Here is a 12,858-nt window from a genome sequence, read left to right on the forward strand (position 1 = left end):
CTGTCCTCTCCTCTGCCGCCTACCGGGTGAGCTGCCGGGTTCGGGCCGGAGTCGCCCTTCCGTCCATGCCGGGGACGAAGACTCCCGCGGCAGAGATCGGGCCCCGGTTCCCGGGACGGGGGGTCCGCGGGGTTCGGCGCGGCCATCGCCGTCCCCGGTGGGGACGTCCAGCCATGGCTCCTACGGAGCGTAGGAGATAGTGCCCTCATTCGCCACCCAAGTGGCCGATCGGACGAATCACCTCAGCGGCCCCAGCGGCTTCGGCCCGTCCTATGCGCAGGTGATCCGAGGCTCAGGAAGGTAGGTCGTGTGGAACTTCTGGCGCCGCAGCACTTGCCCGTCCTGCTTGAAGATCCGCCAGACGTCGATCTTGAAACCTTCTGCTCCCGGCATCGGAATGCAGTTCGGCCCCGAGTCGGTCTTGCTCTCGAACCCTCGGATCGCGTACCGCTCGGAACTCTTCGACTCGATGTCGTACCGCTTGGTGCTCCAGAAGGTCACCGTGACGGACGTGTCGGTGTACGAGGTGTCGACCAGGACGCCGTACGGAGAGTCGTTGCGCCAGCGGAAGTCCGGCTGCGGGAAGGAAACGGTCGACTCACGCCCGGCCGGATACCTGGAGATGTAGAAGCTGTGCGGCATGTGCTGCACGTCTTCCAGCCCGCCGAAGAAGACCGCGTTGAACATCGTGGTCGCGAACTGCGAGATGCCCCCGCCCACGTCGTCCACATAGCGCCCGTTCAGGATCATCGGCGCGGGCACGAATCCGCGCGCCCTGTCGCGCTTCCCCACGACGCCGTTGAGCGAAAAGGTCTCACCGGGACGGACGATGTGGCCGTCGAGGATGTCGGCGATCGTGTGGATGTTCGTGACCCGCGGCGCGCAGCAGGTGTGGCGAGTCGTGAAAGTGCTGATCTTCTCGCGGACACCGAGCTTGCGGGCCGCCTCGGTGGTCAGCCGGGGCTCGGTGGCGGTCAACGGAACGTTCGCCTCCCGCCCCTGTGCGCGCACGGCCGCCGAGAGCACCGCATCGGCGAGCGCCTTCGGTTCGGCTTCTCGCCCCGCCGCCGAGGGGACGAGCCGTGGTCCATCCGCTTCGATCTCGAACGTGGCGTCCCGGGCGGGACTTTCGACTCGGCGCAACCGCGGCTTCAGAGCCCGCGCCAGCTTCTCACCGTCAATCTGCGGTTGCATGGCTCCGGCGCCATCGGGCTCGAACGTCAGGAACGGGGCGAACTCCTCGGCCTCCACGGCGAGCCGGTCTCCCCCGAACAGCAGGGTGACAGGCTCGGAGACGGCGACTCGTGCAGGTCCCTCCGCCGTCCGGCGGACGGCGTCCGCGCCGACCTTCGGCTGCAACGGCCCGGTCTCGAGGTCGAGCGGCGTCGGTTTCCCCGCGAGGACCCTCAGATAGGCCGCACGAATCGGTGCCGCAACCTGCCGCGCGTCCAGGCCGACGCCGGCCCGGGGGAGAACGACTTCTGGAGTGGTGCCATGGAACCGTACGGTTCCCGGTTGAACCGGAGTGCCGATCTGGGCGTTCACCTTGCGGAGTGCTTCAGCCAGTTCGGACTCGTCGACCCGAACGCGTGGATCCACGTCACGTCCGCCCAGGACGGCATCAAAGACGGAGAAGAACCCGAAACTGTTCTCCATCGCGGACTCCATCGTCGCGCGGACGTCCAGAGAAAGGCCCGCTTCCTCGGGGTTGAGCGACACCTCGCGACCGCCCGCACGGATGCGGAGGGGCTGCGCCGCCCGTTCGGCGGCGAGCTTCCCGAGCCGCTCGACCGCGGATCGCTCGTCGAGTCCGCCGAGGTCGATGCCCAGCACGCGCGTCCCTCGCGGCACCTGGGCACCGCTGTACGCCGCGGCGGCTCCGTATGCGACGACCACGAGCAGCACGATCGTCGTGACGGCCAGGGCGGCGGCACGCCGGGGCCGAGTCTTGACGCCGAGGAGCAGCCGCGCACCGCGCCGCGCTCTCCCCTGTTCCGTGGAGGACGGACCAGTGCTGTGCAATGCCACCTCACTCGCCGTACGGGCACCTCGCAGATCGGGGCGCTACAACTAAGGAGGATAGTAGATAAGTCTCAAGGTCACGCCCTCTTCAACGGGGGACCGGCTCCACCTCGACCGCTCATGAGCCCACTCGTCGCCCGAAGGGTAACGCGATCATCTGCTAAGGAACTTAGTAACTACTCCCCGACCACTCGCCTCTCCCCCAAAGCCCCCGAAGGCGCCCGGCGGGTGAGCCGGACGCCTTCAGCGTGCGCCGTCGTTGATCAGGCGGCGTAGTCGGGGTAGCCGTACCCGACGACCTGCCCCTTGTCGCGGACCTTCTCCTTCACCTCGTTGTCAACGTTGCCGCCGATGCTGGTGATGGTCCCGTCCCCGTTGTCCTCGACGACCAGGCCGACGTGGTCGATGTCGCCGATGCTGCCGTTCGAGCCGTCGCCCCAGTCGTAGAAGGCGAGCGCGCCGGGCTTCGGCTCGGTGCCCCAGCGTCCGGTGTCCTTGAACCAGGTGGCGTGCTGGGGGGTGTAGGCGTCCCAGCCCATGTTCTTTACGCCGGTCTGCGAGCCGAGCCAGGAGACGAACATGTCGCACCACGGAGCCCCGTTGTAGGCGGCGGTCGAGAAACCGCCGTCTCGGGTCGCCGTCGCCTCGGCGTGCGGGGTGGAGACGTACCAGTCATGGAACTTGGTCATGTTGCCAGGCCCCTCCTCCTTGATGCCGACCTGCTCCTTGGCCAGGTCGATCACCTCGGAGGCCTCGACGGCCTGCGGCTGCACCTTCCAGCCCTGTTCCCGCGCCTCGGCCAGCGTCATTCCCGTCGACGCCGACTTCTCGGAGATCTGGGACACCGCCGCGGCGTGCTTGACGTTCACCTGGTCCGCGAGGTCCTCGGTGGACGCGTTCGCACCGCCGAGCGGGTTGAAGACGGCCAGGCCCACGGCCCCGGCCAGCACCGCGCCGACGGCGACACCGGCGGCTCGCTCTTCGGGGTTCAGGCGCTTGACCGCGAGTTCGGGGGCGATTCGCTTGATGGCGCCCTGCGGGCCCTTGATCGTGGCCCTGGGGTTCATTCGCTTGACGGATTGCGTAAGTCGTTCGAAACGACTGGTCATACAGGGAATCTCCTCGTCTTCCATGACGCCTACCGGGTTAGCTGTCGGATTCGGGCATGGAAGAGCCCTACGGCGCTCGCGCGCCGATTCACCCCGTGGAACCTGGGTCCCCGGCTCCGCTCGGTCCCGACGGACCTGTGCGGACTCGGCCTTCACGCCGCGCAGGCGGCGCTGACTTGTCGGATTTCTCTGAGCGACTCTCGAAAGGGCGCGTACATGGCGCGCGTCGCGTGCGTGGTCCGCTCCGCGACCGTCGGCCATGCTCCTGGCACGGCCGGCCGCAACGCGTGGATCGCGCTGCGAGATGGGGTTGAAGGTACCAACAATCCCAAGGGAAGCAAACCGCCCCAAAATGGATCTTTCCCCTGGTCAAGCACCTTCCAAGAAGTCGCCAACCCCACCCCGGGAGGTTCTTCCCGACGCCCCTACCGCCGCCCCGGATCGCCGCCCGCGCACGGGTTCGCGTCCAGTTCCCACGACGGGAGACTCGTGATCGGCGAGCCGCTGCGACCCGCCTAGCTGCGCCGGATGTCGTCCACGACGGATCTTTGGAGTGAGACCCAAGTCACTCGCCGGCACGAGCCGGAACAGTCCGTCGCCTCGGTCAACCCATGGTGAGCGCGACGCCGCTTCCGATGCCGAGGACCAGAGAACCGGCCGCTGCCAGGTAGGCCGTCCATTGGGCCGGGCGGTCCAGGGTGCCCTCCCATGTGGCGGCTCGCGAGAACACCGGAACGATCCAGCGCAGGTAGTAGAAGACGCTCGCGACAGAGTTGACCGCGGCGACCACCGCGAGCCACGGGTGACCGCCGTCCAACGCCGCACCGAACATCAGCAACTTTCCGACGAACACGGCGGTCGGTGGGGTGCCGACCAGTCCCAACAGGCAGACGACGAGCGACGCGGCCAGGAGCCGGGAACGGCGCGCCAGCGCCGCGTAGGCCGCGAGGTCGTCCCGGCCGACGGCGATGACCACTGCGAATGCACCGAGGTTGGTGATCGCGTACGCGGCGAGGAAGAACAGCAGCGTGGGCTCGGCCAGGTCGGTGCGTCCGGCCACCGCGACCGGAACGAGCAGATACCCGGCCTGGCTGATGGTCGAGTACGCGAGCAGACGCCGGACGTTGTTCTGCATGAAGGCCGCGAGGTTGCCCAGCGTCATGGTCGCGGCGGCGATGATCGCGGCGAGCAGCGACCAGTCGTCCATGTCGGGGGCGAGCGCCTCGACGGCGAAGCGGTAGAGCGCGGCGAACGCTCCGATCTTCGGGACGGTCGTGACGAACGCCGCGACGACCGGGGGCGCCCCCTCGGTGACGTCCGGGATCCAGAAGTGCGCCGGGACGGCGCCCGCCTTGAACAGCAGGCCCGCGAGCAGGAGCACCACTCCGACCATGACCGCGCCGCCCTGTGCCGCGCCGAGTTCCGTCCGCAGCATCCCGTAGCCCGTGCCGCGGCCGAGCCCGTACAGGAGCGTGACGCCGACCAGCATGAGGATGCCCAGGAATGCGCCCATGAGAAAGTACTTGAGTGCCGCCTCGGTGCCCCGCGCGTCCTTCCCGAAGCCGGCGAGGGCGTACCCGGGGATGCCGGCGAGCAGGTACGCGGCGACCAGCACCAGGAGGTCGGACGCGGCTCCGAGCGTGATCGTGCCGAGTGCGGCCAGCAGGACGAGCACGTAGAACTCGCTCTCCCTGCGGTGGCCGCGCATCGGGACCAACGCGAGGACGAGCACGAGGAGCGCCGACGCGAGTACGACGATCCGCGTCACGTGCGTGACGGGATCGAGCATGAACGCGCCGAACGTCATCGTGTCGGCCCGCCGGGCGGCGAGGGCGGCCGCCACGAGCCCGGCCGCCAGCGCGGCCGTGCACAGGACCGCCACGATCCACTGGCGGGCCCGCGGCAGGAACGACCCGGTCAGCAGGCCGATCACGACCCCGCCGAGCAGGCACAGCTCGGGCAGGAGGTCTGCGGGATTCTCCCTCATCATCGGGCCACCAGGGAGATCACGACGGCCGAGAACGGTTCGATGACGTCCAGCAGGAACCGGGGCGCCACGCCGATGAGCACCGACAACGCCAGCGGGGGCGCGATCGCCGCGATCTCGCTCCGGCGCGCGTCGACGACCTGTGCGGTGAGCTCACCGGGTCCCCCGAGAACGGTGCGGTGCAGGAGACGCAGGAACAGCGCCGCCGTGATGAGGATGCCGAGGATCGCCAGGGCGCCGACCACGACGATCGCGGTGCCGCCGCTGCCGATCACTCCGGTGAAGATCTGGAACTCGGCGATGAAGCCCGAGAGTCCGGGCAGTCCCAGGGAGGCGAACGCGCCGATGGCCACGAGTCCGGAGAAGATCGGGGCCACCGCGGCGATGCCGCCGAACCGTCCCATGTCATAGCTGTGCGTTCGGTCGTAGAGCACGCCGGCCAAGAGGAACAGGGCTCCGGTGACCAGGCCGTGGCTCACCATCTGCGTGACGGCCCCGGTCACCGCCAGCCGACGCGCGGCCTCGTCTCCGACGGCACCGGCGGCGCCCAAGGCCACGATGATGTAGCCCATGTGGTTGACCGACGTGTAGGCGATCAGGCGTTTGAGGTTCTGCTGGGCGAACGCCACCAGCGCCCCGTACAGGACGCTGATCAGGCCGACGATGATGATCGCCCAGGCGTACCGCCGCCAGGCGTCCGGCAGCATCGGCATCGCGATGCGGACGAACCCGTAGGTGCCCATCTTCAGCAGGATTCCGGCGAGGATCGCCGATCCGGCGGCGGGCGCGTCGGTGTGCGCGGGCGGCAGCCAGGTGTGGAACGGCACGGTCGGCGTCTTGATCGCGAGGCCGATGCCGATCGCGAGCAGGACGAGCGCCGCGAGCCCCGGCGTTCCGGACAGCGGGGGCGTACGGGTGAGCTCGACCATGTCGAAGGTGTGCGGTTCCGCGCCCAGGTAGAGGCCGATGAAGCCGAGCAGCAGCGCGAGCGAGCCGAGGAACGTGTAGAGGAAGAACTTCAGCGCCGACCGTCTCCTGTCGCCGTGCCCCCATCCAGCGATGACGAAGTACATGCCGACGATGGACAGGTCGAAGAAGACGAAGAACAGCAGTAGGTCGAGGGCCGCGAACAGTCCCAGTGAGACCGTCTGCAGGAACAGGAAGAGCGCCACGAAGGCCCTTACCTGCTCGGTCTGGCGCAGCGAGTAGATCGCGCAGACCAGGAACAGCAGTGAGGTGAGCGCCAGGAGCGGCAGCGACAGCCCGTCGACTCCGATGTGGTAGCCGGCGTTCACCGACGGGATCCAGCGGGCGTTGGTCTCGTAGGAGACGCCGCCGCTGTTTCCATGGCCGATCCACAGGACGACGACCAGGGCGAAGTCGGTGACGCACGCGGTGATCCAAGTCCAGATCACCGTCCGGTCGCCGGTTCTGGGGACGGCGTAGAGCCCGAGGGCGACGGCGAGCGGAAGGAAGATCACAACGGAGAGCACGTTCACCTGACCAGGAGGACGATGGCGATGAGCACGGCGAAGAGAACGGCGGCCTGCGCGTAGTACGTGTGCACCTGTCCGGTCTGCGGGCGGCGCGCCAGTCCGCCGAGCCGGCGGATCGTTCCTCCGATGGCGTCGACCAGTCCGTCGACCCGTATCTCGGCCCCGCGGGCGACGAACGTCGCGGTGCCCTGCCCCACAGCGGCGACCGCTCGCACGCCGCCGTCCACAACCCGGTCGTCGAACCGCGCGAGCGTCCGGGCGAGCGCGAAGACCGGGCGAGCGACGAGGACGTCCGCGAGGCGTTCGAGGTGAAGCCAGTGCAGGACGGGCGACGGCCACGCCGGCGGGTTCGTCGGGGACGGCGCACGAGAACCCATGTCACCGCGAGGACCAAGAGCGCGAGACTGCCGGAGAGCACGAGTTCGGCGAGCCCGGGAAGCGGTTCGGAGCCGGTGCCGAGCAGCTCTTTCCACTCCGCGGCCACCGGAGGCATCTCGAGGAACGCCAGAACCGCGGCGGCCAGGGCGAGGACCGGCAACGGCAGGCGTTCGAGAAGACCGACGTGTCGTGTCCCGGTCTCCTCGGTGTCCGTACGCGTCAACGCGTCCGCCGGACGGCTCACCGCGACCAGCGCGCGGACCGCATAGCCCGTCGACAGCAACCCGGCGGCGAGCCCGACGGTGTACAGGGCGTACGACTGCTCCAGCGCCGCCGCGAGCACCGCGTCCTTGGTCGCCCACAGCGACAGCGGCGGCACGCCGGCGAGGGCGAGCGTCCCGGCCCCGAAGGTGATTCCGACCAGCCGGTACCGGCGGGCCGCGCCGTGCAGCTCGTCGAGGTCCTTGGTCCCGAGGGCGGCCAGCCACGCGCCGGCGCCAAGGAACAGCAGGCTCTTCACCGCGGCGTGCGCGACCAGCTGGGCGGTGCCGCCCGCGACTCCACCCGCTCCGGCGCCGAGGACCATGAAGCCGATCTGCGCGCACGTCGACGCCGCGAGCAGTTGTTTCAGGTCGCGCTGCGCCAGGGCGACCGCGCCCAGGAGGAGCGCGGTGAGCGCGCCCGCCCACGCGACGAGCGTCGCCGCCCAGCCGGTCGCGGCCAGCAGAGGCTGCAGACGCAGCAGCAGGTAGGCACCGGCGGCGACCATGGTGGCCGAGTGCAGCAGCGCGGAGACGGTGCTCGGGCCCGCCATCGCCCGGGACAGCCAGAAGGAGAAGGGAAGCTGCGCCGATTTGCCCAGGGCGGCCAGGACGACACCGGCGGCGATCAGGTCGCGCCAGTGCCCGTCGGCGGTCGCGAGCTCGTCGATGTTCAACGAGCCCGTCCCGGCGACGGCGGCACCGGCGGCGAAGTAGAGGCCCAGGTCGCCCGCGCGGGTGGTGATGAACGCGACGTCCGCGGAACCGACCCGTCCGGGATCGCACCACCAGAAGCCGATGAGCGCGTACGACATCGCGCCCATGACCTCCCACGCCATCAGCAGGACGGCGAGGTCGGTCGCGGTGACCGTCACGAGCATGGCCCCGGTGAAGACCAGCAGCTGCCCGAAGAAGCGCGCCCGCGACTCGTCCGGCGCGGACTCGCTCGCGGCGAACGTGACGACGGCGAGGCTCACCGCCGCGACGGTGACGACGAGGACCGCGGACAGCCCGTCCACCGCCAGGCCTCCGGGCAGCCGGTCGAAGAGCGGGAACCGCGCCGACGGCCGGGCGAACGCCGCCGCGACGGCGAGCCCCAGGGTGGCGAGCATGGCGCCCACGGCGATCATCGGAGCCGGACGGTCCAGCCGACGCCCGACCGCGTACCGTCCGGCCAGCAGGGACGCACCGGTCGCGATCGGGGCCACCGGTAGGAGCCAGCCGACGGCGTTCATCCCCTGAGGTCCTCGGCGCTGTCGGTGACGTCCACGTCGCGAGCACGGAACAGGGCGGTCAGCACGGCGAAGCCCATCGCCATTTCGAGCGCCATCACCGTCACGGCCACGAGGACCAGGACCTGCCCGTCCGCCGTTCCCGGGGCGACGTAGAACCAGAACGCGGCGCCCGCGACCAGGACCGCGTTGATCATCAGCTCGAGTCCCATCATGAGCATGACGATCGACTGCTGGGACAGCGCGCCGTACAGGCCCACCGAGAACAGCGCGGCGGCGAGCAGGAGGAAGGACTCGAGGTTCATGGCGCGCCGCCGTCGCGCTCGGTGGGCGCGGCGGACGGACGGTCGTAGCGACCCCGGTCGGTCGCCAGCACGACCGCGGAGATCATCGTGGCGAGGATGGCGATCCCGATCACCATCATCACCAGCATTTTCGACTCCATGATCGCCTCGCCCAGCGAGAAGGTCGGGTCCGGCGGCGGCATCCCGCGCCGGTCCGGCCACCGGACGAGGAAGACGCCGGCCGCCATCGCCGCGAACGTCGCGATCGAGATGGCGAGGGCGCCGCGCTGGTTGTGCACCATCACCATCGGCATGAGCCCGCCGGGGTTCATCATGTACATGATCATGAAGACCGCCATGATCAGCATTTCCATGATCATCATGAGTACGATCAGCACGCCGAGATAGTCGAGGTCGAGCAGCAGCAACTCTCCCCCGACGCACAGGAACGAGGCGAGCAGCGCGAACGTGGCCCGAGCCATCGAGTCCACGACGAAGACGGCCACCCCGAACCCGACCGCGCCCACGGCCAGGATCCAGGACACGATGGTCTGCATCTCGCTCACCTCCTCAGGTCACGATCAAGATCCCGACGGCCAGCGCCTGCAGCAGCGTGGCCGGAATCAAGATCATCCAGGCCGCCGCCATAAAGCGGTCCATCCTGATCGCCGGCAGCCGACCCCGCATCCAGACCAGCAGGGCCAGCACCGCGACCGTCTTGATCAGTGACCATGCCCAGCCGGGGAGCCACGGCCCCGCGCCGCCGCCGAGGAACAGCGGCACGGCCGCCGCCGCGGCGACCGCCAGAAGGGCGAGGCGGCCGGTGTGGAAAAGCAACCTGTCCGGACCCGACAGCTCCGCCGGGACTCCACCCGCGATGTCGATCCCCAGCGGGTGACCCATCGGCCCCCAGAAGGCCATCGCGAGCGCCGACAGGAGATAGACCGCGAACGCGACCGGCATCCAGACCACGAACCACAACCCGTCCTGGGCGGCGGCCACGTCCCCGAAGTCGAGCGACCCCGCCCCCAGCGCGACCGTGGCCAGGACGAACATGTGCGGCAGCTCGTACGCCAGCCCCTGGGCCAGGAAGCGGTAGCCCCCGATCAGCGGGAACGCCGAGTTGACACCCCATCCGGTGAGCCACAGCGAGGCCCACGCAAAGACCTCCATCGCGTTGAACCACACGATGCTCACCGGCAGGTCCCAGACGCTCGTCGCGCCGAGCGGGATCACCGTCGCCGCCAGAAGCGCCGCCGCCGGAAGGCCGACCACGCCGATCCGAACCAGCAGGATGTCGGGCGCGAACGGTCTCCGCCGCTGCTGCCCGAGGAGCCGGACGCCCTCGCGCAGCGGCGCCTCCAGGCCGTCTCCCGTGCGGAAAACCGAATCCATGGCGGCGGCCGAGTAGGTCAGCCCGGCCAGCAGCAACGGAACCGCCACAACGGCCCAGACGGGCGTCGCCTCACCCACCTGCCACCTCCGCAGGCACGGCGGGCTGCGCCAGGTCGGGATCCAGGCTCGCGACGATCAGCCGTGCCGCCGAGAGTTCGGCTCCCTCCAGTAACACTGGCAGGAGGTTCAGCATCGCCGCGGACGGACGCCGCTCGATCGGCCCACGCGGCCCGTCACTCCCGTCCAGCTGCTCACGGTCGCCGATCCGCCCGATCGCCGCACCGGCCTCGTCCAGCCATCCCCGCAGACGAGCGAACACGTCTCCGAGATGACGAGCGGATGGACCGCTCAACCCATGCCGATCTACCGCCGCCCGCCCGATGACGCCAACGTCGCGGAGCATCCAGCACAGTATCCACGACCTCCGGATACGGCGCGAGAACCCGGCGAACCGCACCGCCAGTCGGTCCCCGGACGCGTCGGCGACGGCGTCGTCGCGCAGCACCCGGGCCCGCTCGGCGGCGTTCGTCCAACCGGCCACCGCGAGCAGCCGCCCGACGCTGTCGAGATGTGCGGCGGCTCGGCGCCGTTCGGCCTCTCCCACCGACACCCGCTGCCCCGCGGTGGCCCGCAACCACGGCTCGTCCCAGAAGGACGACCTGCTCTCCCCGCCGTCCGCCACACCGACTCTCACCGCTTGGACGACGTCGCCCTGCAGCGTCAGGTGGAGAACGAGGCCCGCGGGCCAGTCATGGAGAGCCGGACCGAGCGGAACATGCAGGACGTCGAGCTTCAGCCCGTCGCGGTCGTCCGCCCGTCCGGCCATGGGCAGCCCCATCGGCGCCCCCATGTGGTGCTCATGACCGTCGTGTCCGCCCCCATGACCCGCATGCCCGCCATGCTCCTCATGTCCGCCGTGCTCCTGGTGCTCCTCGTGCTCGTCGTGGGGCGGAGAGGCTTCGTGGCCACCCTCGTGGTCGGCTTCGTCATCTTGTTCGTGCTCGGCATCTTGGTCGTCCTCCGGGGTCCAAGCCCGGCGGGCGGCGGCATCAGCCCACTGGACCGCGGTGTCGGCCAGTTCTCGAACCGCCCGGTCCAGCGCCGTGGCGACCTCCTCCGCCGACACCGTCTCGTCCAGCCGGATGAAGGCCCTCGGTCCGGGCACATCGGCCCATGTCACGTCCACCGCCGACGCCAGCTCCTCGCCGGGAGTGCCGCAAAGGATCAGTATGGTCGCCGCCGCAGGAGCCGTGACCGTCCGGCCGCCGCGCCGCCGCAGGCCGTCCTCGACCAGCAGCCGGGTCCGCGTCGCACCGGGCGACGTGATGACGAATGCACGCGGTCGCGCGGTCGCGAAGCCGAGGAGCCGGGCCCTCAGGTCCACCGGAACGCCCCCTCGCGCCATGCGTAGACGACGCCGACCACGAGGAGACCGAGGAACAGGAACATCTCCACGACGGCCTTGGCCCCGACAGAGGCGACGATCACGGCCCACGGGTACATGAAGACCATCTCCATGTCGAAGGCCAGGAAGACCATCGTCACCACGTACCAACGCACGTGGTAGCGGGACAGTGCGTGTTCCTGAGGCCGCATCCCGGACAGGAACGGACCTGTGCCGACGATGCCCGGCGGCGCCAAGACCACCGACAACGCGTAGACGGCCGCGACCGCCGCTCCCAGCGCCCCCAGGAGAGCGAGTACCGCCAGGTAAGTCTGCATTCCAGGCCTTTGATTCGACTTCGCCCTACGCGGGGTAGGAGATCTTGCATCGTGGCGACTACCCAACCAACGGAGGACTACTCACCCCTACCTACTATGATGGCTAGTAGGCAGTTGCAGGACGTGCCCGTCACAGCGGAACGGCGTAATCCTGGACCCATCCCTGCATGAGGGCGATGAGGCGACCCCACACGCCGGTGACCTGCAGAACACCGACGACAACGAGCATGGCACCGCCGGCCGTGGTGAGCGCACGAGCACGCGTGCGGGCCACGTCGAACGCCCGCATCACCCACGAGACACCGAGAGCCGCCAGCAAGAACGGGACGCCCAACCCCAGGCCGTACACCAGCGACAGGATCGCACCGCGACCGGCGGTCCCTGTGGTGGCCGAGAGGCTGAGCACCGCCGCGAGCGTCGGGCCGATGCAGGGAGTCCACCCGAGGCCGAACACCACGCCGAGCAGCGGCGCGCCCGCCAGGCCGGCCCGCGGCCGCCAGGAGGGGCGCACCGAACGGGCCAGCAGCGGAATTCGGTCGAGGACGCCCATGAACGCCAGGCCGAGGGTGATCACCAACGCGCCCAGCACCCGGGTGAGCACCGACTGATAGGTGACCAGCACCGCGCCGAGGCCGCCGAACAGGGCCCCGTAGGCCGCGAACACCGCGGAGAATCCGAGGGCGAACAGAGCCGTTCCCACGACCGTGCGCACTCGTCCCGAAGACCGGCGACGGCGGCCGCCGGACGTCCCGGTCTCATCGACGGCGCGCTGTGCGTCCGCACCCGCCATCCCGGTGACGTACGAAAGGTAGCCGGGCACGAGCGGCAGGCAGCAGGGAGAGAGGAAGGACACGACTCCCGCCGCGGCGGCCACGAGCGCCGCGACGAGGAGCGGCCCGTCCGCGACGATTCCGCCGATCCCGTCCATACCCAGCTCCATTCTACTAAGTTGCTTAGTAGAAGAGAGGCTACA

Annotated in this window: 11 protein-coding genes, 1 pseudogene and 2 riboswitches; all 12 genes and pseudogenes read right to left on the reverse strand. The window is 69.7% G+C overall.

Annotated features, from left to right (window positions below; genetic code table 11):
• Positions 1-149, reverse strand: a riboswitch (cyclic di-AMP (ydaO/yuaA leader).
• A gap of 121 nt (positions 150-270) precedes the next feature.
• The 12 genes and pseudogenes from BJF79_RS41270 to BJF79_RS41320 all read right to left on the reverse strand — a co-directional run bounded on the left by BJF79_RS41270 (position 271) and on the right by BJF79_RS41320 (position 12,813).
• Positions 271-1,905: a VanW family protein gene (locus BJF79_RS41270; protein ID WP_075905599.1), complete on the reverse strand. Its 1,635-nt coding sequence runs from the start codon at positions 1,903-1,905 to the stop codon at positions 271-273.
• Positions 1,906-2,285: 380 nt separating this feature from the next.
• Entirely contained in the window at positions 2,286-3,089 is an 804-nt protein-coding gene (locus tag BJF79_RS41275) for a CHAP domain-containing protein (protein ID WP_075905601.1), read from the reverse strand.
• 52 nt (positions 3,090-3,141) lie between these two features.
• A riboswitch (cyclic di-AMP (ydaO/yuaA leader) is annotated at positions 3,142-3,292 on the reverse strand.
• 443 nt (positions 3,293-3,735) lie between these two features.
• Positions 3,736-5,121 carry an NADH-quinone oxidoreductase subunit N gene (locus BJF79_RS41280; protein WP_262403352.1) on the reverse strand — a complete coding sequence of 462 codons (1,386 nt, stop codon included), beginning with the start codon at positions 5,119-5,121 and terminating at the stop codon, positions 3,736-3,738.
• The gene (locus tag BJF79_RS41285; protein WP_262403353.1) at positions 5,118-6,599 is read right to left on the reverse strand and encodes a NuoM family protein; all 1,482 of its coding nucleotides are present in this window, start codon (positions 6,597-6,599) and stop codon (positions 5,118-5,120) included. The genes BJF79_RS41280 and BJF79_RS41285 overlap by 4 nt, the downstream gene beginning before the upstream one ends.
• A 14-nt stretch (positions 6,600-6,613) precedes the next feature.
• Complete coding sequence (locus tag BJF79_RS64125) at positions 6,614-6,991, reverse strand: hypothetical protein (protein ID WP_262403354.1); 378 nt, start codon at positions 6,989-6,991, stop codon at positions 6,614-6,616.
• A gap of 365 nt (positions 6,992-7,356) precedes the next feature.
• A pseudogene (locus BJF79_RS66110) lies at positions 7,357-8,487 on the reverse strand (proton-conducting transporter membrane subunit); the annotation flags it as partial.
• Positions 8,484-8,789, reverse strand: coding sequence for an NADH-quinone oxidoreductase subunit NuoK (nuoK, locus tag BJF79_RS41295; protein WP_075905605.1), 306 nt, complete (start codon positions 8,787-8,789; stop codon positions 8,484-8,486). The gene nuoK and the pseudogene BJF79_RS66110, both read right to left, overlap by 4 nt.
• A complete protein-coding gene (locus BJF79_RS41300) occupies positions 8,786-9,325 on the reverse strand; it encodes an NADH-quinone oxidoreductase subunit J (RefSeq protein ID WP_075905647.1) in 540 nt (179 codons plus the stop codon). The genes nuoK and BJF79_RS41300 overlap by 4 nt, the downstream gene beginning before the upstream one ends.
• A gap of 13 nt (positions 9,326-9,338) precedes the next feature.
• Entirely contained in the window at positions 9,339-10,241 is a 903-nt protein-coding gene (locus BJF79_RS41305; RefSeq protein ID WP_075905607.1) for a complex I subunit 1 family protein, read from the reverse strand.
• On the reverse strand, positions 10,234-11,547 hold the full coding sequence (locus BJF79_RS41310; RefSeq protein ID WP_075905609.1) for a hypothetical protein: 1,314 nt from the start codon (positions 11,545-11,547) through the stop codon (positions 10,234-10,236). The genes BJF79_RS41305 and BJF79_RS41310 overlap by 8 nt, the downstream gene beginning before the upstream one ends.
• Positions 11,538-11,885 carry an NADH-quinone oxidoreductase subunit A gene (locus BJF79_RS41315; RefSeq protein ID WP_075905611.1) on the reverse strand — a complete coding sequence of 116 codons (348 nt, stop codon included), beginning with the start codon at positions 11,883-11,885 and terminating at the stop codon, positions 11,538-11,540. Before BJF79_RS41315 ends, BJF79_RS41310 begins: the two co-directional genes overlap by 10 nt.
• Positions 11,886-12,015: 130 nt before the next feature.
• Positions 12,016-12,813 carry a cytochrome c biogenesis CcdA family protein gene (locus BJF79_RS41320; RefSeq protein ID WP_075905613.1) on the reverse strand — a complete coding sequence of 266 codons (798 nt, stop codon included), beginning with the start codon at positions 12,811-12,813 and terminating at the stop codon, positions 12,016-12,018.
• Positions 12,814-12,858: the final 45 nt, after the last annotated feature.

It is taken from the genome of Actinomadura sp. CNU-125, from assembly GCF_001942465.1.
In the GTDB taxonomy this organism is placed as follows: domain Bacteria; phylum Actinomycetota; class Actinomycetes; order Streptosporangiales; family Streptosporangiaceae; genus Spirillospora.

Coding starts and splice junctions, on each gene's coding strand:
- BJF79_RS41275 (WP_075905601.1), bottom strand. CDS start 3,089: ATGAACCCCAGGGCCACGATCAAGGGCCCGCAGGGCGCCATCAAGCGA.
- BJF79_RS41280 (WP_262403352.1), bottom strand. CDS start 5,121: ATGATGAGGGAGAATCCCGCAGACCTCCTGCCCGAGCTGTGCCTGCTC.
- BJF79_RS64125 (WP_262403354.1), bottom strand. CDS start 6,991: ATGGGTTCTCGTGCGCCGTCCCCGACGAACCCGCCGGCGTGGCCGTCG.
- nuoK (WP_075905605.1), bottom strand. CDS start 8,789: ATGAACCTCGAGTCCTTCCTCCTGCTCGCCGCCGCGCTGTTCTCGGTG.
- BJF79_RS41300 (WP_075905647.1), bottom strand. CDS start 9,325: ATGCAGACCATCGTGTCCTGGATCCTGGCCGTGGGCGCGGTCGGGTTC.
- BJF79_RS41315 (WP_075905611.1), bottom strand. CDS start 11,885: ATGCAGACTTACCTGGCGGTACTCGCTCTCCTGGGGGCGCTGGGAGCG.
- BJF79_RS41320 (WP_075905613.1), bottom strand. CDS start 12,813: ATGGACGGGATCGGCGGAATCGTCGCGGACGGGCCGCTCCTCGTCGCG.